General features: G+C 69.0%; 25 protein-coding genes and 1 pseudogene. 11 read left to right on the forward strand and 15 right to left on the reverse strand.

Annotated elements, in window-relative coordinates; translation table 11 throughout:
* Positions 1-211 precede the first annotated feature (211 nt).
* Complete coding sequence (locus ABZ194_RS08995; protein WP_355594003.1) at positions 212-979, forward strand: polysaccharide deacetylase family protein; 768 nt, start codon at positions 212-214, stop codon at positions 977-979.
* Here ABZ194_RS08995 and ABZ194_RS09000 read toward each other — a convergent pair.
* Positions 919-2,145 (reverse strand): acyltransferase, encoded by a 1,227-nt coding sequence (locus tag ABZ194_RS09000; RefSeq protein ID WP_355594005.1) that lies wholly within the window; start codon positions 2,143-2,145, stop codon positions 919-921. The two genes, ABZ194_RS08995 and ABZ194_RS09000, sit on opposite strands and share 61 nt — an antisense overlap.
* Positions 2,146-2,361: 216 nt before the next feature.
* Positions 2,362-2,703 carry a hypothetical protein gene (locus tag ABZ194_RS09005; protein ID WP_355594007.1) on the reverse strand — a complete coding sequence of 114 codons (342 nt, stop codon included), beginning with the start codon at positions 2,701-2,703 and terminating at the stop codon, positions 2,362-2,364.
* Between the two features lie 140 nt (positions 2,704-2,843).
* On the opposite strand from ABZ194_RS09005, the gene tnpA reads away from it, so the two are divergent.
* Positions 2,844-3,242: an IS200/IS605 family transposase gene (tnpA, locus tag ABZ194_RS09010; RefSeq protein ID WP_355594009.1), complete on the forward strand. Its 399-nt coding sequence runs from the start codon at positions 2,844-2,846 to the stop codon at positions 3,240-3,242.
* Complete coding sequence (locus tag ABZ194_RS09015) at positions 3,243-4,433, forward strand: transposase (RefSeq protein WP_355594011.1); 1,191 nt, start codon at positions 3,243-3,245, stop codon at positions 4,431-4,433.
* Between the two features lie 7 nt (positions 4,434-4,440).
* Here ABZ194_RS09015 and ABZ194_RS09020 read toward each other — a convergent pair whose 3' ends face one another.
* Positions 4,441-4,731: a hypothetical protein gene (locus ABZ194_RS09020; protein WP_355594013.1), complete on the reverse strand. Its 291-nt coding sequence runs from the start codon at positions 4,729-4,731 to the stop codon at positions 4,441-4,443.
* Between the two features lie 135 nt (positions 4,732-4,866).
* Complete coding sequence (locus tag ABZ194_RS09025; RefSeq protein ID WP_355594015.1) at positions 4,867-5,343, reverse strand: GNAT family N-acetyltransferase; 477 nt, start codon at positions 5,341-5,343, stop codon at positions 4,867-4,869.
* 556 nt (positions 5,344-5,899) lie between these two features.
* On the opposite strand from ABZ194_RS09025, the gene ABZ194_RS09030 reads away from it, so the two are divergent.
* The 6 genes from ABZ194_RS09030 to ABZ194_RS09055 all read left to right on the forward strand — a co-directional run bounded on the left by ABZ194_RS09030 (position 5,900) and on the right by ABZ194_RS09055 (position 10,805).
* The gene (locus tag ABZ194_RS09030; RefSeq protein WP_355594017.1) at positions 5,900-6,556 is read left to right on the forward strand and encodes an HAD family hydrolase; all 657 of its coding nucleotides are present in this window, start codon (positions 5,900-5,902) and stop codon (positions 6,554-6,556) included.
* 2 nt (positions 6,557-6,558) lie between these two features.
* Entirely contained in the window at positions 6,559-7,743 is a 1,185-nt protein-coding gene (locus ABZ194_RS09035) for a helix-turn-helix transcriptional regulator (protein ID WP_355594275.1), read from the forward strand.
* Between the two features lie 178 nt (positions 7,744-7,921).
* Positions 7,922-8,785 (forward strand): hypothetical protein, encoded by an 864-nt coding sequence (locus ABZ194_RS09040; RefSeq protein ID WP_355594019.1) that lies wholly within the window; start codon positions 7,922-7,924, stop codon positions 8,783-8,785.
* Complete coding sequence (locus ABZ194_RS09045) at positions 8,782-9,219, forward strand: hypothetical protein (protein ID WP_355594021.1); 438 nt, start codon at positions 8,782-8,784, stop codon at positions 9,217-9,219. The genes ABZ194_RS09040 and ABZ194_RS09045 overlap by 4 nt, the downstream gene beginning before the upstream one ends.
* 260 nt (positions 9,220-9,479) lie before the next feature.
* On the forward strand, positions 9,480-9,734 hold the full coding sequence (locus ABZ194_RS09050) for a BldC family transcriptional regulator (RefSeq protein ID WP_355594023.1): 255 nt from the start codon (positions 9,480-9,482) through the stop codon (positions 9,732-9,734).
* A gap of 705 nt (positions 9,735-10,439) precedes the next feature.
* A complete protein-coding gene (locus ABZ194_RS09055; RefSeq protein ID WP_355594025.1) occupies positions 10,440-10,805 on the forward strand; it encodes a nuclear transport factor 2 family protein in 366 nt (121 codons plus the stop codon).
* Between the two features lie 67 nt (positions 10,806-10,872).
* On the opposite strand, the gene guaA is transcribed toward ABZ194_RS09055, so the two are convergent.
* Together guaA and ABZ194_RS09065 are read right to left on the reverse strand one after the other, a co-directional pair.
* Positions 10,873-12,423, reverse strand: a complete 1,551-nt coding sequence (gene guaA, locus ABZ194_RS09060; protein WP_355594027.1) for a glutamine-hydrolyzing GMP synthase — start codon at positions 12,421-12,423, stop codon at positions 10,873-10,875.
* A gap of 269 nt (positions 12,424-12,692) precedes the next feature.
* Positions 12,693-13,937 (reverse strand): lipase, encoded by a 1,245-nt coding sequence (locus tag ABZ194_RS09065; protein WP_355594029.1) that lies wholly within the window; start codon positions 13,935-13,937, stop codon positions 12,693-12,695.
* 76 nt (positions 13,938-14,013) lie between these two features.
* Here ABZ194_RS09065 and ABZ194_RS09070 point away from each other — a divergent pair, with 76 nt between their 5' ends.
* Both ABZ194_RS09070 and ABZ194_RS09075 read left to right on the forward strand, forming a co-directional pair.
* Positions 14,014-14,421 (forward strand): hypothetical protein, encoded by a 408-nt coding sequence (locus ABZ194_RS09070; RefSeq protein ID WP_355594031.1) that lies wholly within the window; start codon positions 14,014-14,016, stop codon positions 14,419-14,421.
* Between the two features lie 9 nt (positions 14,422-14,430).
* Complete coding sequence (locus ABZ194_RS09075) at positions 14,431-14,649, forward strand: helix-turn-helix transcriptional regulator (RefSeq protein ID WP_355594033.1); 219 nt, start codon at positions 14,431-14,433, stop codon at positions 14,647-14,649.
* A 25-nt stretch (positions 14,650-14,674) separates the two neighbouring features.
* Here the strand turns inward: ABZ194_RS09075 and ABZ194_RS09080 are convergent.
* The 9 genes and pseudogenes from ABZ194_RS09080 to gvpJ all read right to left on the reverse strand — a co-directional run.
* Positions 14,675-14,821, reverse strand: a pseudogene (locus ABZ194_RS09080) (IS5/IS1182 family transposase); the annotation flags it as partial.
* Positions 14,822-14,867: 46 nt separating this feature from the next.
* Complete coding sequence (locus ABZ194_RS09085; protein ID WP_355594034.1) at positions 14,868-15,167, reverse strand: gas vesicle protein K; 300 nt, start codon at positions 15,165-15,167, stop codon at positions 14,868-14,870.
* Positions 15,168-15,294: 127 nt separating this feature from the next.
* Positions 15,295-15,606, reverse strand: coding sequence for a gas vesicle protein (locus tag ABZ194_RS09090; RefSeq protein WP_355594036.1), 312 nt, complete (start codon positions 15,604-15,606; stop codon positions 15,295-15,297).
* Between the two features lie 28 nt (positions 15,607-15,634).
* Entirely contained in the window at positions 15,635-16,444 is an 810-nt protein-coding gene (locus tag ABZ194_RS09095) for a GvpL/GvpF family gas vesicle protein (protein ID WP_355594038.1), read from the reverse strand.
* On the reverse strand, positions 16,437-16,871 hold the full coding sequence (locus tag ABZ194_RS09100) for a gas vesicle protein (RefSeq protein WP_355594040.1): 435 nt from the start codon (positions 16,869-16,871) through the stop codon (positions 16,437-16,439). The genes ABZ194_RS09095 and ABZ194_RS09100 overlap by 8 nt, the downstream gene beginning before the upstream one ends.
* A complete protein-coding gene (gvpO, locus tag ABZ194_RS09105; protein ID WP_355594042.1) occupies positions 16,871-17,350 on the reverse strand; it encodes a gas vesicle protein GvpO in 480 nt (159 codons plus the stop codon). The genes ABZ194_RS09100 and gvpO overlap by 1 nt, the downstream gene beginning before the upstream one ends.
* A 36-nt stretch (positions 17,351-17,386) precedes the next feature.
* Complete coding sequence (locus ABZ194_RS09110; RefSeq protein ID WP_355594277.1) at positions 17,387-17,617, reverse strand: gas vesicle protein GvpG; 231 nt, start codon at positions 17,615-17,617, stop codon at positions 17,387-17,389.
* Positions 17,618-17,629: 12 nt separating this feature from the next.
* The gene (locus tag ABZ194_RS09115; protein WP_355594044.1) at positions 17,630-18,520 is read right to left on the reverse strand and encodes a GvpL/GvpF family gas vesicle protein; all 891 of its coding nucleotides are present in this window, start codon (positions 18,518-18,520) and stop codon (positions 17,630-17,632) included.
* A gap of 1 nt (position 18,521) precedes the next feature.
* Entirely contained in the window at positions 18,522-18,926 is a 405-nt protein-coding gene (gene gvpJ / locus ABZ194_RS09120) for a gas vesicle protein GvpJ (protein WP_355594279.1), read from the reverse strand.
* Between the last annotated feature and the right edge of the window lie 13 nt (positions 18,927-18,939).

An 18,939-nucleotide genomic window follows, 5' to 3' on the forward strand; every position in this document is an offset into this window, starting at 1 on the left:
CCCCTCAGCCGGAAGGGCGTGCGGTCACCTCGGCGTGTGGCGTGCCGTATCCGGGGGCCGGACCGGCGGTTTCCGGGCGCCGGGCGGCTGCCGTACCGGCGGATCTGACAGGTGGTTTTCACAGGACATCGTGACACTCCTGTCCCGGGAAGGTTCTGGCACCTCGATAAGATGCCACTTCCTCCGAAACCACTCGACCCGGAAGCCCCTCATGAAGTCTCCCGCCCGACTGCTCATGGCCGCCTCCTGCGCGGTGGCCCTGCTGTCCGCGCCCACCGCGGCGTGGAGCGCCGGCAAGACGACAGCGGACAAACCCGCGTCGGTGAACTGCGCCAAGGTCAAGTGCATCGCGCTGACCTTCGACGACGGCCCGGGCAAATACGCCGACCGTCTGCTCGACACCCTCAAGAAGCACAAGGCCAAGGCCACGTTCTTCCTGGAGGGCCAGTATGTGAAGTCGCGTCCGGCGTTCGCCAGGCGGATGGCCGACGAGGGCCACGAGCTCGGCAACCACAGCTACACCCACGCCCACCTGCGCGAGGCGGACGATGACAGGATCCGTGAAGAGCTGACCAGGACCCAGGACATCGTCAAGCAGGTCACCGGCAAGTCACCGACCATGATCCGCCCGCCGTACGGCGAGCTGGACGACCGCGTCCAGGCGATCGCGACGGAGATGCGGCTGCCGATCGTGCTGTGGAACGGCGGTTCCCGCGACTGGGCGACCAGGAACGAGAAGGCCATCTACGACGAGGTGCTCAAGAACGCCAAGCGTGACGGGGTCATCCTCATGCACGACTGGGTGGAGCAGACCGTCAAGGTGATGCCCAAGCTGCTCGACGCGCTGCGCAAGCAGGGCTATCACGTGGTGTCGGTCTCCTCGCTGCGCGGCGGGGGGAACCTCCAGCCGGGCGACATCTACCCGGCCGGCACCGACGACGCGACCCTCTCGGCCGAGGCGCCCGACGACGGCTTCTGAGCCAACCTCCGGCCCAGCCGCTGCATGGGCAGCTCCACGTAGCGGTAGGTGCCCCAGCTCAGGACCAGCAGCACGGCGACGAAGGCCGCCGACAGCGACACCTGCGCCACCGGCGGCATGGCCCGCACATCTCCGGCGACGGCGTACACGAGCCGCAGCAGCGGGTGGTGCAGGAGATAGAGCGAGTAGCTGGTCAGGCCGAGCCAGACGAGGAAGCGGGGCAGGCGGCGTCCGCGCAGGGCCATGGCGCCCGCGAACGTCGCCCCCGCGAGCGCCGTCGTGGTGAACCAGACACCGGGCTGGACCCACCACCAGCCCGCCTGGATCGACCACACCGGAGCGAGCGCGACCAGGACGGTCGCGACGGCCATCGGCCAGAGCCGGCCCGTGCCCTGCTCCCAGCGGCGGATCGCGGTCCCGGTGAACATCATCGCGAGGATCGTCGCCCCCAGCCACGGCACGTATCCGGCGCAAATCGTCAGCACCACGGCCATCGCGCCGAGAACCCAGGCGGCCACGGCGCGGAACCGGCCGCCGACCAGGCAGGCGACGCCCACCAGGAACACCGCCCCCGACACGTAGGCGGGCCAGGAGCCGGTGAGCAGCGGCCCGGACAGCACCAGCCCCGCGAGGACGCCCACCGCGCCGAACCCCACGGCCAGCGCCCCGCTCCGGCGGTGCAGGCCGCCGATGAACAGGGCGGTCACCAGCAGGTAGAAGACCATCTCGTAGGAGAGCGTCCACATGGTGTCGGCCAGACCGCCCATGTGCACCACGTCCAGCAGCATCGTGACATGCCCGGCCACGGCCGACAGGTCGCGCGGCACCTGCTCGCGGACCGGCATCCACGGGGCCATGGCCAGGACGAGGACCACGACCAGCAGGTAGATCGGGTAGAGCCGGAAGATCCTGCTGATCCAGAAGGCCCGCACGTCACCGCGCCCCTCCAGCGAGACCGGGATGATGTAGCCGCTGACGAGGAAGAACACCATGACGCCGTACATGCCGAGGTTGAACCAGTACGGCCGGAGCACCGGCATGAACCAGGGCAGCATGTGCTCCAGCAGCACCGCGACGGCGCCGAGCCCGCGGAGCGCGTCCAGCCAGGCCAGTCGCGAACCGGTCGGAGAGCGCGCGGACAGGGGAGCGGTGGCGGAGGTCGACACTCGCCCCAACCTACTCCTCCACTACCTATAAAACCGGATTAACGCCCATACCAACCCGCACATCTACCGCCCGTCGATCTCCGTCAAAAGCACCAGGCGGACTTCTCGGGGACAGCCCCGGCCCCGCGAGTACGGGAGTATCGGCTTGAATCCTCTACCTGGGCGTAAACGCCCCCGCAACTCGTAGCGGCGGACCAGGGCGCGCACAGCCTCGGTTCAGGCCGACATCGAGAGCGCTTCTTCGAGGTCCCGCGCGCCCGGCGCGCGCATGCGGTCGAGCAGCCTGACCACCTTGCGAAGATCCCGGACGGCGTAGGTGTTCACGGCCACGGCGTCGGGCGCGACGCCGAGCGCCGTCACCGTCGCCGCCTCGGCCTCGCCCGTCATCGCGTGGGCACGCGCCAGGCACGCCCCGAACCACGCGCGGTCGCGCCGGTAAGACTCCGGAAGCCTCGACAACCCTCGTTCAAGAAGCGGCACCGCGCGTCGGCCGTCGCCGAGTTCCAGCTCGGCCATGCCGCGTTGCATGAAGAACCAACCCTCACCGTAGAAGTACATCCACGGCGGCTCATCGCCGGGGCGCTCCGCCGCGCTCTTGATCGAAAATCTTGGGCGCAGACCCCCGGATTTATCCGTGGGGTTAGCCCATCCATCTACCCTTCAGATCATTAGATAGCCTCCTTCTGTATACTGTTGTTGTGGCTGTAACCCTGCGGTCGAACAGCAACGTCGTCTTTCAGTGCGCGTTCCACGTCGTGTGGTGCCCGAAGTACCGGCGGCGCGTGCTGGGCGGCCGGATCGAAGAACGGTTGAAGGACCTCATCCGCGAGATCGTGGATGAGAAAGGGGCGTGGCTGGTGGAGATGGAGGTCATGCCCGACCATGTCCACCTGCTGATCGAGGTCGACCCCCAGTACGGCGTTCACCGCCTGGTGAAGGCCATCAAAGGCCGCTCGTCCCGCGTACTGCGCGAGGAGTTCCCGCACCTGAAGTCGAAGCTTCCGACGTTGTGGACGAACTCCTACTTCGTGGCCACCGTCGGCGGCGCCCCGCTCGCCGCGGTGAAGCGGTACGTCGAGCAGCAGAAAGGCCGCTGAATGCTGACCGGCCGCCGATATCTCCTGGCATTCACGCCCGAGCAGGAAGCCTTCGCCGAACTCATCGGCGACGCCTGCCGGATGGTATGGAACACCGCCCTGGAACAGCGCCGCACCTACCGGCAGCGCGGCGCGTGGATCAACTACGTGGAGCAGGCCCGGCAGACGGCCGAAGCCAAGAAGGACTTCCCGTGGCTGGCCGCGGCCCCTTCGCACACGCTCCAGCAGACGCTCCGCGACCTGGACAAAGCGTGCAAGACGCACGGCACGTTCAAAGTACGCTGGCGATCGCGGCGGAAGAGCCCGCCGACCTTCCGTTTTCCCGACCCGAAACACATCGCCGTGGAGGGCCTCTCCAAGCGCTGGGGCCGGGTCAAGCTCCCGAAGCTCGGCTGGGTGAGGTTCCGCTGGTCCCGCACGGTCGGAGAGTTCCGCAACGCAACCGTCCTCAAGGACGGCGGGCGCTGGTACATCTCGTTCTGCGTCGAAGACGGCCTGGCCGAGGTATCTCCGAACGGCAAGCCCGCCGTGGGTGTGGACCGTGGCGTGGCCGTGGCGGTGGCCACCTCCGGCGGGTGGATGCGCGACCGGGCGTTCGTCACCACCGGCGAGACCGCGCGGCTGAAGCGGCTCCAGCGGAAACTCGCACGGCAGAAGAGGGGTTCCAACGGGCGGGCCGCCACTAAGGCGAAGATCGGGAAGCTGAACGCCCGTATCCGCAACCGGCGTACAGACTTCCTGTCGTGGACGGCGAACACGCTCACCCGTGACCATGGGCTGGTCGCCGTCGAAGACCTGAAGATCCGCAACATGACGGCCGGCGCCAAGGGCACCGTCGAAGCGCCCGGGAAGAACGTCCGGCAGAAAGCCGGGCTCAGCCGCGCCATCCTGAATAAGGGCTGGGGCGGGCTGCTCGCCGCTCTGGAGCACAAGGCCCGTTACAACGGCTCCCGCATCGTGCGAGTGCCTGCCGCGTACACCTCGCAGCGCTGCTCGGCGTGCGGGACGGTGGATGCGAAGTCCCGCGAGAGCCAAGCGGTCTTCGCCTGCACCTCCTGCGCCTACACCGGCAACGCCGACGTGAACGCCGCGAAGAACATCCTCGCCGCCGGGCTGGCGGTGACAGGGCGTGGAGACCTCGCCGTTGGGCGGTCTGTGAAGCGCCAACCACCCGAGGCGGAGGCCGCGTGAACGCGCCTCACTCAAGGGAATCCCCCGCCTTCAGGCGTGGGGAGGAAGTCAACCGTTCGTACAGCTCCGGATCGGGCGCGAGAGACGGGAGAGCGAGAGCCGGAAGCGGCATGTCCGCCGAACCGAACAACTCCCCTTCGCTCAGTCTGAATCGGCCGATCGTGTCCTGGTCCGCGCCGTGCTGCGATGCGAAGTCGTCCAGACGCGGGAGCCTGGCTCCGGGCTCCCACTCGCCGGTCTCGATCCGTGTCCGGATCTGAGCGGCGAGGTCCGGATAGCGCGAGGGCACGGCCGTCACACAACTCTCCCTTCCGCCAGAAGTGGTTACTCCTCACCGCAGTGACGAGCACCACGGACTCCTCCGGAAACAGGCACGCGCCGACGAGGCGCCCGAACATCAGCTCAACCCGCTACAGATGTTCAGACGCGGTCATCAACGCAGTCGTTGATCGATCATTTCACTGTCTACTCGGTAGAACAGCTCCGTCGGTAGTCTCAACGGGTCGAGCTTTTCGTAAAACCGCTGAGCAGCCGCGTTGTCCTTGTCGGTGGTCCACTCAACTCGGCTACATTCATGCTTGGCTGCGATCTCGAACAGAGCCCGCATAAGCAACGTCCCGATCCCGGCCCTCCGTTGCTCCTGGCTGACGTACAGCTCCTTCAAGTAGAGCGACCGAGTCAGGCCCACGGCAGGCCACAGAAAGGAGTAGGAGGCGATACCGGCAAGCTTCTCACCCTCCCAGGCCAGCAGCGCATAAGCAGCCGGCGGATCAGCGAAAAGCGCCTGCTGTACCTGGCGTACGCGAACATCGAAGGGTTCGATGTCCGTCGCCCCGTAGAAGCGATCCATCTCTTCGAGCAAGGCTACGATCGCATCAGCGTTTTCGGGCGACGCGAGGGTTACGGTCATGGATACTCTGCCTCTCCGCCGGTTGTTGGTGTCAGCAGCTCGCATAGCTGCCGCGTGGTCGGCAGCGCCCGCTGCCGGTGGGGCAGCACTGCCAAAACGTCACGTCCACGCAAGGTAATGATCCCCCGCCTCTGCGGCTCTGTGAGGGGAGCGAGAGTACCGATCGCATATTCCAAAACCGCGGTGATGTCTCCTTCGCGCACAAGGCAGATCGTCCGGTCGAGGCGCGTCAGAGTGAGATCCATGTAGTCGCTATCCGGACAGAGCCGCAAAGCCCTCTGCTGCGCCCTCCAGGCAGCATGCGTGTCGCCCAAGTGAGTGCATGCTGCGCGGCGCGCTACCCGGCCTGGACGACACCGTCCCCGGCGAGCCGGACGGCCCGTAACAGAGTCCATCACGGACTCGGTGGCCATGGGCCGATGATTCGGTCAAGAGATCAACGAGCTGTCTCGTGACGCCCACCGGGATACTCGCGACCGACACACCGAAGCGCCGTACGGTGGCCGGTCGAATCACCGTATCCGGATCGGTGCGGACTTGGCCTACCCTGCCAGGTGTGATCAGGGCTGTGGTGTTCGACATCGGTGAGACGCTGGTCCGAGACGATCGGTACTGGGCATCCTGGGCCGACTGGCTCGGCGTCCCCCGGCACACCTTGTCCGCTCTCGTGGGCGCGGTGACGGCACTGGGCCTGGACAACGCGGAAGCGGTGCACCTGCTCCGGCCCGGCATAGACCTGCGCGAGGAACGCCGGGCCCGGGAAGATTCCGGGCACGGCGAGTACCTCGATGAGACCGACCTGTACCCCGACGTCCGGCAAGGGCTCCAGGGGCTACGCGACATGGGAATCCGCGTGTGCGTCGCCGGTAACCAGACGGCCAGGGCGGGGAACCTCGTGCGCGGCCTATCGCTTCCCGTCGATGAGATCGCGACGTCGGAGGAGTGGGGAGTGGCGAAACCGGACCTCGCGTTCTTCCGCCGCGTTGTCGAGCTGGGCGGAGCGGCACCCGGAGAGACGGTCTATGTCGGCGACCATCCAGCCAACGACATCATCCCCGCGAAAGCGGCGGGTTTGCTGGCATGCATGATCCGGCGGGGCCCTTGGGGGAATTTATGGGGAAACGATCCAGCTATTCTACATTCAGCTGATTGGCGAATTGATAGCATCATAGAGCTCCTCTCCCTCCTCTCCGGAAGTTCCGAATGGAGCTGAAAATGCCCCCCGCAACACATAGCGACGGATTAGGGCAGCGCATAGCCTCGATTCGCAGCGCGCACCGTATGACGCAGGTCGGCCTCGCCCAGGCGGCAAATGTCTCTCCGAGCATGATCCGGAAATTGGAACAGGGCGTTCGCATCCCCAGCGATAGCGTGCTCGAAGCTATCGCAGCGGCATTGGGCGTTGACCCGTCTCGACTGCTCGGCGAAACCACACGCCTGGACAGCCGAGTCCATGACGCGATTCCTCTCCTGCGCACGGTCATAGCCTCCTACGACCTCCCGGATGACGGCCCAGTACGTCCTACCTACCACCTGCGAGCGGCCGTCAACGAAGCAGTGCAATGGCGACTGGACGCTCAGTACGTCCGCCTGTCCCGCACAGTGCCCGACCTGATTGCGGAGCTTATTCGCGGGCTTAACGGATCGAAGAATTCGACGCATTCCGATATCACGCCGTTACTTGTCGCCATTTACCGGTCGGCTGACGCGGTAGCGTACAAATACGGCTACCACGACTTGTCGGCCCGGCTGATCGAGCTGATGCGCGGCGCTTCCGGCCTCGTTGATGATCCCCTTCTCACGGCATCAACGGCCTACGTGCGAACGGAGATCTTTTTCGCCGCGCAGGCGTATCACACAGGACTGCGAGCCATCGAATCAGAGATCGACCGCCTGCCGGCCGGGCGGCAACGCCAGCAGATCGGCGTCCTGGGCTCCCTCCACATGCGGGCCGCCGTCATCGCGGCCCGGGCCGCCAACCCCGATGCCGCCGTGAGCCACCTCGCTGAGGCACAACGACTCGGCGATCTCGTGACCGAGGGCATCTACTACGGTACGGCTTTCGGACCGAGTTCGGTCCGCATCCACGAGGTCTCGGTCGCCGTCAGCCTCGGAGATCGTTACCTACAGCTAGCTCTCAACATCAGCGACAACTGGGCACCCCCGTCTGAGATCCCCGCCGAACGCCGAAGTGGCTATTACGTCGAACTGGCACGCGCTCAACTCTGGGCAGGTCTGAAGGAGGCAGCCTTCGAGTCGCTGAAGATAGCCCGACGCATCGCTCCCCAGCACACACGCCAACACCGGTGGGTTCAGGAGGATACCGAGACCTTGCTGCGTCTCTACCGGGCCAGCAGCGAGAGTCTGGTCGGATTCGCCGAATGGGTGGGCGCAATCTAGGGGCTGTAGTGAGTGACACACGCTGTGTCACTTCTCGCGTGCTACCTGAATCACCATAGGGCGGTCCGAACCCTCGCGCGGCCGACGGCGATCACATCGACGCGGTGGCGTTAAGGCGGACTCGTCCGGCGCTAGCGACGACCGGACGGGCCCTTGATCAGGAAGTGAGTCCTGACCCATGGCACACCATAGTGCCCCGATCCTCGACCGGGCCATGGCGTCCCGAGGCGGCTGCGGCTGCTTCGCCGACGCCGTACCGATGCCGATGGGGTGCGCCGCCTGCGGGCACGCCCCCTACGCACACGGCTGTCCCGGCCAGTCCGCTGACCACGAGTACGTACAGCCGTCCGGTGCGCTGATGCAGATGCGCCTTCAGGCTCGCCGCCTCGGTCACCCTCTGCCCGTCTTCGAGCCGCCCGCCGACGTGGCCCCGGCCGAGGTCATCCCCCTGGTGCCCGCGCAGCGCCGCCCCGAACAGCCCGCGATCGCCCCGTCCGCGCCCGCCGTACCGGCGCCGCCACCCAAGCAAACGCCCCGCCCCCTCCGACGCCCCGCACCGCCGTTCCGGACCGCCACCGCGCCGCCCCGGCGCGAAGACGACCGTCGCCCCGCACCCCGCACCATGCCCCCGGCCATCAGCGGCCCTCGCGAAACCGCTGCACCGCCCCGGCGACCGCACGCGCCGTACGGCGCCCCCCGGAACCTTCTTCCCCCACCCGCAAAACGGGCTCGCCCGACGCTACCCACGTCCGGACGAGCCCTCGACCGGACTCTGGAGGTCCGATCCATGCACGATGGTAGATCCACAACGCCCCAGTCCGCGAGACCCGCGTCCGCGACGTCCGCGACGCCGGTGATCCCCGGCTGGCAGGTGTTCCTCAGCGACAGGGGCCGCTTCTGGGCCAGCCGCCGGGAGCCGTTCTCCACCCAGGCCGCCTACGCCGGAGCCGAGCGCACGGTGGACGCCGACACCTTCGAGCAGTTGCGGGCCGAGACCGCACGCCAGGAGGAGACGGCGGCGGCCCAGGCGGTGAGGTCGTGATGTGGCGCCGCGACTCCCACCCCTCCGGCACTTCCGGCCGTCACCGCGCCGGGCAGGCCCGCACCTCCATGGTGCACCGCCGGTTGTGGGACGGCCCGGCCCGCGCCCAGGCCGAACGGCTGGCGCAGGCGTGGCCGAGCTGGACCGTGCTGTACGGCGTCGGCAGCCGACGCTTCTACGCCATGGCCACCTGGGCGACCTCCGAATTCCTGATGGTCGAAGCCGCCACGTCCGAGGAACTGGAGAGGCGGATGTACGAGGCGATCATGGCCGTGACCTCCCGCCGTGAGATCCCCCTCACCGCCCCGGCATCCCTAATACCTCCGGCACCCCCGGCATCCTCCTCTCCCCCAAGCAGGCGCGGCGGCGCCCCTTCCCCGGCACCCGCCGCCGCGCCCCACCACCCCCGCCACCCCTACCAGGACGCGGCCTAAAAAGCCGGTGCGGCGGCGGCATCACCTCCCAGGGGACGCCGCCGCACCCACCACCGTGCGACCCAGGCCGGAGGGGACCCGGGCCGCACCCCAACGCGGCCCTCTCCTGGAGGGGAAGGAGGCCGCCCGCACCGGCCGGACCACACCCCACGATCCGGCCGGTGCACCCCCAAACGCATAGCCACCGCGCTCGCCGTACGCACCGAACTCCTCGACCACATCCGCCGATAACCCCTGCCCCCACCAGGAGAGATCCCCCGATGAAAAGCATCAAGATCCTCGATGACGACGGCTCCACCGCCATCCCCCCTCTCCCCGCCACCTCACCCCGCTTCGAGCCGCTGCTCACCCCGGCCGAAGTCGCCCTGATGTTCCGCGTCAACCCCAAAACCGTCAACCGCTGGGCCCTGGCGGGCAAGCTGGCGTCCGTCCGCACCCTCGGCGGCCACCGCCGCTACCGGGCGACCGAGGTCCGCGCGCTCCTGGCAGACGTCACACAGAAACGCGGCGAGTAATGACAAACCGCCTCCCCGAGGCGCCCCCCTCTGTCCCGGCCTGTCTCTGCCGGACGGCCCGGCTTTCCTCCGTACCGGCAAAGAGCTGAACATGAGCGATGATCCGACTACAATGGGTGATGCGCAGTCCACTAGGACTGTGAAGTGAGGCCGGGCTTCCCGCCGCATGACGGGCACCCGGCCTTTGCGTTTCACAGGGTGACCTGCTCGCACATCACTCCTCGGACAATCCGCCCAAGCGCCTTCAAATGGAGCTCTTCCCGTCCCGTCAGTGGGATTCGGTAACGTCGCGACGGCTCGGACCAGCGCATACTTCGTGGCCTCGTCCTCGCCGTGCCAGTGAGGACGCCTGGCGGCCGGAACACAGGCCGCGAGCGCACCGCGCACCTGGTCGGCCGGCGAGGGGACGGCACTTACCGGCGCGACAACGTAGAGGCCGGCCGAATCGTGGATGGACTCGTCAATGTAGCCGAACCTGACGGGGGGTGAGGTGGTCACGGAACACCATGATTGCGTAACGTATTGTTACAGGACGGTTCCTTTCCGTAACGCGATTCGACAATCCGCCGGAGGCGAGGGCGGGATGACGGATAGCGGGGGCGAGAAGTACCGGTGTGTGACGGATTCCGGGGGTGGCCGATCTCCATACCGTGGTGACCTGCGAGAACGTTCGCAGGAATCCCCGAGAGCAAGGAGACGGGCGGGATGAACAACGCCGCGAAGCTGGTCGAGCGCTATCTGGCCATCTGGAACATGACCGACGTGGCCGAGCGTCGTGCGGAGATCGACGCCGTCTGGACCGGGGATGCCCGCTATGTCGACCCGATTGCCGACGTCACCGGCCGCGACGCGATCGACGCCGCGATCAACGCCGTCCAGCAGCAGTTCCCCGGCCTGGTCTTCACCCTGGGCGGCGACGTCGACGCCCACCACGACCTGGTCCGCTTCACCTGGCACCTGGGCCCCGAGGGGGGCGAGGCGATCGTGATCGGCTTCGACGTCGCGATTCTGACCGAGGACGGCCTCATCCGGACCGTCTACGGCTTCCTGGACCGGGTGCCCGCCCTCTGAGCCGGGCTCGTGTCCCACGGAACGGGCGCGGCCCCCGGCACGGGGCTTCGGGGGCCGCGTCGCCTGTTCACTCCCATTCGATGGTGCCCGGCGGCTTGCTGGTGACGTCGAGCACCACCCGGTTGACCTCGCGGACCTCGTTGGTGATCCGGGTGGAGATGCGGGAGAGCACGTCGTAGGGGACGCGGGACCAGTCGGCGGTCATGGCGTCCTCGCTGGAGACCGGGCGCAGGACGATCGGGTGGCCGTAGGTCCGGCCGTCGCCCTGCACACCCACCGAGCGGACGTCGGCGAGCAGGACGACCGGGCATTGCCAGATCTCCCGGTCGAGACCGGCGCGGGAGAGCTCCTCGCGGGCGATGGCGTCCGCCTCGCGGAGGATCTCCAAGCGGTCGCGGGTAACCGCGCCGACGATGCGGATGCCCAGGCCGGGGCCGGGGAACGGCTGGCGCCAGACCATCGCGGCGGGCAGGCCGAGCTCCTCGCCCGCGCGGCGGACCTCGTCCTTGAACAGCGCGCGGAGCGGCTCCACCAGGGAGAACCGCAGGTCGTCGGGGAGGCCGCCGACGTTGTGGTGCGACTTGATGTTGGCGGTGCCGGTGCCGCCGCCGGACTCGACCACGTCGGGGTAGAGCGTGCCCTGGACGAGGAAGTCGACCGGGCCGTCGGCGAGGATGGCGCGCTGCTCGTCCTCGAAGACCCGGATGAACTCACGGCCGATGATCTTGCGCTTCTCCTCGGGGTCGGTGACCCCGTCGAGCGCCTTGAGGAAGCGTTCCTGGGCGTCGACCACCCTGAGCCTGACTCCGGTGATCTCGACGAAGTCGCGCTCGACCTGCTCGGCCTCGCCCTTGCGCAATAGCCCGTGGTCGACGAACACGCAGGTCAGCCTGTCACCGATGGCCCGCTGCACCATGGCGGCGGCGACCGCGGAGTCCACGCCGCCGGAGAGCGCGCAGATGGCACGGCCCTCGGGGCCGATCTGGGCGCGGACCGACTCGACGGCGTCCTCGACGATGTTGAGCATCGTCCAGGAGGGGCGGCAGCCGGCCGCGTCGAGGAAGCGCTTCAGGACGGCCTGGCCGTGCTCGGAGTGGAGGACCTCGGGGTGGAACTGCACGCCGTACAGGCCGCGCCCGGGGTGCTCGAACGCGGCGACCGGCGTCTGGGAGGTCGAGGCGGTGACGAGGAAGCCCTCGGGGGCGGTGGCCACACTGTCGCCGTGGGACATCCAGACCGACTGCCTGGCGGGCAGCGAGGCGAAGAGCACGCCCTCCCGCGTCACGTCGAGGCGGGTCCCGCCGTACTCCGCGACGCCGGTCCTGGCCACCTCGCCGCCGAGCGCCTGGGCCATGACCTGGAAGCCGTAGCAGATGCCGAAGGTCGGCACCCCGGTCTCGAACAGGCCGGCGGGCGCGGCCGGGGCGCCTTCGGCGTAGACCGACGAGGGACCGCCGGACAGGATGACGGCCTTGGGCTTCTTGGCCATCATCTCCTCGACCGGCATCGTCGAAGGGACGACCTCGGAGTAGACGTGGCATTCACGCACCCGTCGCGCGATCAGCTGCGCGTACTGCGCGCCGAAGTCGACGACCAGGACCGTGTCGAACTCTGACACCAAGACCCCCAGGGAAAACCTCAATCGGTCCCCCCAGTCTATCGACACCCGCCCGTCCACCCGTTCGCTCACCGTCCGGGGAGACCGGGCAAGCCCGCAGGCACGCTTCGGCGCCCCCTTGTTGAAGCGCGGGCGACACCACGGCCACCGGCCGGGGTGCCGGGCCGCCGGCCTCGACGGCGGGTGGGGCCGCCCGAGGTGTCGCCGGTCCAGGCCCGGGATCATCGCGGGCTTGGAGGGGTGAGCGTGGTGCGGGGACGGCCGGCGCCTCATCGGAGGAAGCGGATCTGCGGGTAGCGGGGTGAGGGGCGCTGGAGCAGGTGGTTGTCGAGGTGGCGTAGATGAAGGTCGAAGAACGCTCGTACGTAGTCGCGTTGCGCGTGGATGGCGCGGTGCGGGTCGAGGGTGCCGATCGCCTGCGTCACCTGGCTGGGCGTCAACCCGAGGATGGGCGCGGCCTGGGGGAGCAGCGTTTCCAGGTCGGTGAACGAGGTGTGGGTGGAGCCGATGAGGGCCAGTTCGCGTTTCCAGCCGCGCTGGCCGGCCAAGAACCGATCCCAGCTGGGATCCTCCGGACCTGGGCCGGGGTCGCTGCCGAAGAGAAGGAAGGGGCGGTCGGTGCCCGCGGTGACAGGTGGCGGAAGGCTGCCGTCCAGGTTGACGCCGGCCCGCAGGCGCCGGTCGGCGCGGATGGCCGCGGCGGCTGTGGCGCCACCGAGGGAGTGACCGAGCATGCCTGTGCGGGACAGGTCGAACGCTCCGGCGAGGGCGGGTGGCAGGGGGCGCCGTCCGGCGTCGGCGTTGTGTCCGGCGTTGAGCGCGGTGAGCCGGTCCAGCACGAACCGGGTGTCCGCGGTGCGCACCGCGAGGGCCTTGGCGATCAGGGCGTCGTCGATGTCGCCGGTCACGGCGAAGGTTTCCACCCGGCCGCCGGGAAACTCGACCTGGTCGGCGTCGTAGGTGTGGTCGATGGCCACGACCAGGTAGCCGTGGCTGGTCAGTTCCTCGATCAGGACGGTGCCGAGGCTGCGGTCGCTGCGCAGGCCCGGCGAGTACAGGAGGACCGGCCTCCCGCACCGGCCGGGGTCCACCGGTGCGGCCAGGCGGGCGTGCGTGGCCGGCAGCAGCAGCGTGCCGGACGGGATGCCCTGTTCCCGCTCGAAGACGGTGGCGCCACCGGGTGACATCCACGGCGCGGGCGGGTGGCCGGGGGCCGCGTGTGCCGGGTACCAGATTTGGATCATAAGTTCACGGGCCGGGCGGGAGTCCTGCCAGGGATCGGCGCGTGCCCGGTCGACCAGGTGCAACCAGACCGTGCCCAGGGGATGCCGGCCGGTTGGCGCGGGCAGGGTAAGCGGCACCGGAGCCGGCGTGGGGCCGGCGGCGATCGGCGAGTCCGCGGCGGGTCTCGACCGGGCGAACGCCGAGGCGGCCATCGGGACGGAAGCGATGGCTGACGCCACGGCGCTACCGAGCAGCGCTCGGCGGGTCAGGAGTCGTCTCTCGTTCAACATCACCGAAATGTAAGGTGTCCCTTCCATGAAGTCAAGCGACCTTGACTTCATGGAAGGGGCGCCTTACATTCATCGCATGGCGAAACAGGTACAGCAGGACCAGGTGACACGCGCGGCCCGCCGCGCCGTGCTCATCGACGGCATACCCGTGGCCACTTTGGGCGGGATCGCCCTGGCCCTGGGCAGCACCCCCGATCAGAGCACCGCCCAGAAGGCCTGGTGGATCGCGACCACCACCGTGTTCACCCTCGCGGTGGCCTGGGTGCTGCTGCGGGCATTCCGGCGCGCGGACGAATACCTGCGCAGGATTCAGCTGGAGAGCATGGCCGTCGCGTTCGCCGCGGTCCTCGTAGGGCTGCAGGTGGCCACCCTGCTCGATGCCGCGGGCGTCATCCGGCTCCGTCAGCTCGCGCAGTTGATCCTCCTCGGTGGCGTGGCGGTCTGGCTGCTGATCGCGGACCTGCGTACCCGCTTGCACCGGTGACGGCGCACCATGAGGAACCGACTACGCGAACTGCGTGCGGCCCGCCGGTGGAGCCAGGCCGACCTGGCCGACCGGTGCCAGGTCTCCCGGCAGGCCATCAACGCCATCGAAACCGAGCGGTACGACCCCAGCCTGCCCTTGGCGTTCACCATCGCCGACGTCTTCGGCCTGGCCATCGAGGAGATCTTCCATCCTGACCGGATGGAAACGACGGGCGACCCGGCCTGACACCGAGTCTTCTCATCCGGCTACGGCGCTTCGATGCGATGTCATGCAGGACGAGGACGGTCCGCACGATCGCGGTGGCGCGGCAGGGACAGCGGCGCGGCTTGGCCAAGATCTTCCAGGTCTTGAGAGTGGCGATCGCTCGTTCACCGCGGGCGCGGATCTTCGCGTGGGCCCCCTTCACACGCCGTGGCGGGAGCGTTCGCCGGGTCTCGCACCGCTCAGCCGCGCCGATCCGGCCGGGAGTGGGGTGAGCCGGTCGGGAGGAGGGTGCCGAGGGGACCGAGGTCGAGGTTGAGATCCTCGGGGGAGAGCCCGAAACGGTCGCACAGCTCTTCCATGGCCTCTTCGAGGCGCATCAGGGTCAGGCCCAGCCTCTCGATCTGCTCGTCGGACAGATCCCCCTGGTCCATCCGCCGCAGGCACTGGCGTTCCACCAGCTGGCGCACGAGCTCTACAAGGGTCAGCACGAGGCGGCTCAGGTCGCGCTCGACCGCCTCGGTGTCGGCCTCGATCCGCAACCGGGCGGACCTCGTCCGACACGGCGCCTCATCGTTCTCCCCGTACGGCGCCGCCCCGACTCCTCCCCGCCCCCGTTCGGCGGCGGAAGTGCCCGCTCTCCCGGCCGGTTCGGTGTTCCCGGGAGGTTCAGCGGAGGGGTGGTTCATCCCAGTCTCCCCCGTCCGTGGTCTCAGATCCCCGTACGGACATGATCAGTGCCCGCAAGGAGATGCGGACGAGGTCGATGTCGGCGATGGAGAGCACGAGGTCCCCGCTCACGACGACGCCGCCCGCCAGCAGCCGGTCGAGCAGGTCGACGAGCGCCACGCGTTCGGGGGGAAGGCGGCCCTCCGCGGCCAGGGCGGCGCCGCGTGGGGCGGCGCGCGAGCGTTCGGGCATCCGGCCAGGCGTCCGGCCGATCGCTCCGTCGATCGCTCGGCCGGTCGCTCGGCCGGTCACTCGGTCGCTTGCTCCGTCGGGCGCTCGGTCAGCGGTCATCGCGCGTCTCCGTCTCGGTGGCGCCGAAGTCCACGGTGATGAAGGAGTACGGCGCCCAGGGGCCGGTGAGCTGAAGGTCGAGTCCCTGGCCGCGAAGAGTGTCGAGAACCGCGGCGAACTCGCCCTCGTTTCCCTCCTCGATGAGATAGGCGCCGTTGAGCACCATCCACTCCGGACGCCCGGAGAGCTGGGGGTCCTGCGGCCGGTGGAGCCTGCTCGCGGCGGCGACCGCGGCCAGTGTCTCGTGGACGTGCTCGGCGCGCGCGGCGGCCTCACGCCACCTCTCCTCCCGGCCGCGCAGACTCGCCTGGCGGCGTTTCAGATAGGCCCTCCCGGGGCTCTCCGCCTCCGGGAGGGTCTCGTCGGCGGAGGCGTCGGCGGGGGGCGGCGCGTCCTGGCCGGCGCCGGCATACGCCTTCACCCCCCACTCCCGCCGTCCGGCGATCTGGGAGAACACCACCAGGAAGTCGTCACGCCGCCGATCCAGCAGGTCACGCACCTGCTCCTCACCGCTGTAGACGGTCGCGAGCCGGACCGGCGCGGTCGGGGCCGTCTCCGACAGGGCTTCCACGACGCGGTGGTGGGCGCGGGCCGTCTCCTCCACCCAGTCCAGATCCTCCAGCGAGTGCCGGAGCGGCTCCTCTCCGAACCGGTCCAGCGGCACGGTGCTCACATACGCGACGAGATCGGCGCGCGTGATCACCCGCACGGGTGTCCCCGCCACCCCCGTCAGGTCCACCGGGCCGGTACGGCCCGCCTCACCCGTGACCGCGTACAGATAGACGCCCGTGTCAGTCATCGCGTTCCCCCGCGGAGAGCCGCCTGCCTCCGCCCTCCTCGTCCGCCTCCCTCGCGCGGATGGACCGGGACCGTGCTCCCGTCTCCCTCTCGCGAATGGACAGGGGTTCCTCGTCCTCCTCCACCGCGGCGAGCCGGTTGCGGAGCCTGCGGTTCTCCTCGATCAGGTCACGGTTTTTGGAGCTGAGCCACGGGTCGTGCTCCCACCAGTCGATGCCCAGCTCGCGCGCCGTGTCCACCGAGGCGATCACCAGCCGGAGCTTGATCGTGAGCAGCTCGATGTCCAGCAGGTTGACGCGGATGTCCCCCGCGATCACCACTCCCCTGTCGAGCACCCGCTCCAGGATGTCGGCCAGGTTGGCCGACTCGCGCCTGGCGGGGGCCGCGCCGGACTGCGACGGGGAACCGAACCGTGCCGGGCCGGCCATCAGGACGCCCCCGAGTCGTCGCCTCTGCCGCGCCTGTAGCGCCGCACCCTGCGGTAGGACAGCAGATGGCCGCGGGTGTCCATGTCCGCCTCGTAGAGGGCCAGGATGTCGCCCGAGGACGGGATCCGGCGATCCTCGACGACCTCGACCTCGACCTTCCAGCCGTCCTCCACCGGGCTCACCCGCGTGATCCCCTCGGTCTCCTTGCCGGTCAGCTCGGCGATGTGCCGCAGTCCGGCGCCCCCGGCGGAGACCGCCGACAGGTCGCGGCCGCGCCGCCTTGAGACCGGCTCGTCCTCCTCGTCTCCCTCTTCCTCCTCGTTTTCCTCGCCCTCCTCGTCCAGGACCTCCTCCTCGTCCTCGTAAAGGTCGTCGTCCTCGCCGGGGGGCTCCTCGTAGAGATCGTCGGGAGCCTGGGCGTCGGCGACTGGCTTCTCGGGAGACCCGCGCTTACCCTGCGACCCACGCTTGACGGACACGAGACCACCCCCCTTCCTGGCTTTCCTCTCGCACGGTCACACCGGCGGGCCCGGCTGAGCGATCACCTGCCCGAGGATCCGCTCCACCTCCAGGGCCGCGTCCTCCTCGGAGATCTCGCCGGTGAGCCTGGCCTCCTCCACCTCCTCCAGCCGGCGCCGGACCGCCATCGGACTCCGGGTCTCCAGATCGACCTGCTCCTGGATGATCTCCGCGAGCCGGATCAGCCCTTTGACGGGGGCGAGCGGCCAGCCGAAGAGCAGTTCCATCAGATCCACGCGTCATCCCTCCTCGCTCGGGGAGCCCACGAAGTCGTACGGCGCCAGCGGGCCGATCAGGCGCAGCTTGACCCGGTCGGCCCACTGGTGACCGAACTCGTTCACGATCTCCTCAAGATCCCCCCGCCGGTCGGTCTCCGCCAGGAGGGCCAGGTGCACCGCGTCCCATTCGTGAGACGGCTCGCGGACGGCGACGGCGACGCACACCGGGGCGAGCGCGTCGGCCAGCGTCCGCGTGTCGGTGTCGCGGCCGGCCTCCACCGCCTGGCCGATCACCTCTCCCAGCCGGATCCGCGCGTCCCAGGTCGCCTCCTCCGGCAGACCGCGGATCTCCTCACGCAGCCTCGCGGCCTCCGCGTTCCCTGCGAGGATCTCGCCGACCACCACCTGCTCGGCGTAGCGGCCCTTGACGACGTACTCCGCCCGCCCCTCAAGCTCGCGCAGCGCGGTGAGGAACTCGTCGTGGTAGGGGGTCAGCAGCTCGTCGACGACCGCCTGCGGGGTTTTGACCACCGCCCCGAAGCGGAGCGGCAGGACCGGCACCTCCGTGACGGCGGCATCCAGCAGCCGCTGGTGGGCGAAGAGGTCCTCCGGCCTGCCGAGCGGGTGATCTACGGAGACGTCGCTTGTCAGCGCGGCGATCTCGCCGTGCCGTACCAGCTTGATCCGTCCTGGGGGATCTCCCACCCCGCGGGCGTCGGAGGCGAGTTCGACGTCGGCCGGCACGATGCCGTAGATGTAGGAGGCCGTGCCGGATCCGTCGGGGGTGCCCCGCTCGGAGGCGGCCCGTTCAGGGGCGGCCCGCTTGGAGGCGGCCTTCGCGGACCCATGAGAGGTGGAGCCCCCCTTCGCCGGTCTCCTGCCGGTTTCCGATCGTCCGCTGGATGGAGGCATCTCATCGCTCCCGTCGCTTCCGCCGAGGGGCAGGTTCCTCTTCCTCCTCCTCGGGCTCACCGACGAGGTCGTGGAGTTTCTCACCCGCCGCCTCCAGCACCCCCTGAGCCGCGCCCTTGGTCGTGGCCTTGCTCCCGCCCTGGGTGACGTCCTGCAGGAGATCCGGCAGGCCCTTCTGTCCTGTCTGGGATAGATCGAGGCGGTTTACGGCCTCGGCAAACCGCAGGTAGGTGTCCACGCTCGCCACGACGACGCGCACGTCGATCGTCAGAAGCTCGATGCCGACGAGCGAGACCCTGACATAGGCGTCGATCACAAGTCCCTTGTCGAGGATCGTGTCGATGACGTCGGCCAGGCCCGACGCGGAGGACCCGCCGGCCGGCCCTCCCCCCGAAGGTTGAACCATGGTCATCGGCTTC

Source organism: Streptosporangium sp. NPDC006007, from assembly GCF_040614315.1.
Lineage (GTDB): Bacteria > Actinomycetota > Actinomycetes > Streptosporangiales > Streptosporangiaceae > Streptosporangium.

Excerpts from the sequence above, each read along its gene's own strand:
- ABZ194_RS08995 (WP_355594003.1), top strand. The coding sequence starts at position 212 with ATGAAGTCTCCCGCCCGACTGCTCATGGCCGCCTCCTGCGCGGTGGCC.
- ABZ194_RS09005 (WP_355594007.1), bottom strand. The coding sequence starts at position 2,703 with ATGTACTTCTACGGTGAGGGTTGGTTCTTCATGCAACGCGGCATGGCC.
- ABZ194_RS09015 (WP_355594011.1), top strand. The coding sequence starts at position 3,243 with ATGCTGACCGGCCGCCGATATCTCCTGGCATTCACGCCCGAGCAGGAA.
- ABZ194_RS09025 (WP_355594015.1), bottom strand. The coding sequence starts at position 5,343 with ATGACCGTAACCCTCGCGTCGCCCGAAAACGCTGATGCGATCGTAGCC.
- ABZ194_RS09035 (WP_355594275.1), top strand. The coding sequence starts at position 6,559 with ATGCCCCCCGCAACACATAGCGACGGATTAGGGCAGCGCATAGCCTCG.
- ABZ194_RS09040 (WP_355594019.1), top strand. The coding sequence starts at position 7,922 with ATGGCACACCATAGTGCCCCGATCCTCGACCGGGCCATGGCGTCCCGA.
- ABZ194_RS09050 (WP_355594023.1), top strand. The coding sequence starts at position 9,480 with ATGAAAAGCATCAAGATCCTCGATGACGACGGCTCCACCGCCATCCCC.
- ABZ194_RS09055 (WP_355594025.1), top strand. The coding sequence starts at position 10,440 with ATGAACAACGCCGCGAAGCTGGTCGAGCGCTATCTGGCCATCTGGAAC.
- ABZ194_RS09065 (WP_355594029.1), bottom strand. The coding sequence starts at position 13,937 with ATGTTGAACGAGAGACGACTCCTGACCCGCCGAGCGCTGCTCGGTAGC.
- ABZ194_RS09070 (WP_355594031.1), top strand. The coding sequence starts at position 14,014 with ATGGCGAAACAGGTACAGCAGGACCAGGTGACACGCGCGGCCCGCCGC.
- ABZ194_RS09075 (WP_355594033.1), top strand. The coding sequence starts at position 14,431 with ATGAGGAACCGACTACGCGAACTGCGTGCGGCCCGCCGGTGGAGCCAG.
- ABZ194_RS09095 (WP_355594038.1), bottom strand. The coding sequence starts at position 16,444 with ATGACTGACACGGGCGTCTATCTGTACGCGGTCACGGGTGAGGCGGGC.
- ABZ194_RS09100 (WP_355594040.1), bottom strand. The coding sequence starts at position 16,871 with ATGGCCGGCCCGGCACGGTTCGGTTCCCCGTCGCAGTCCGGCGCGGCC.
- ABZ194_RS09110 (WP_355594277.1), bottom strand. The coding sequence starts at position 17,617 with ATGGAACTGCTCTTCGGCTGGCCGCTCGCCCCCGTCAAAGGGCTGATC.
- ABZ194_RS09115 (WP_355594044.1), bottom strand. The coding sequence starts at position 18,520 with ATGCCTCCATCCAGCGGACGATCGGAAACCGGCAGGAGACCGGCGAAG.
- gvpJ (WP_355594279.1), bottom strand. The coding sequence starts at position 18,926 with ATGGTTCAACCTTCGGGGGGAGGGCCGGCCGGCGGGTCCTCCGCGTCG.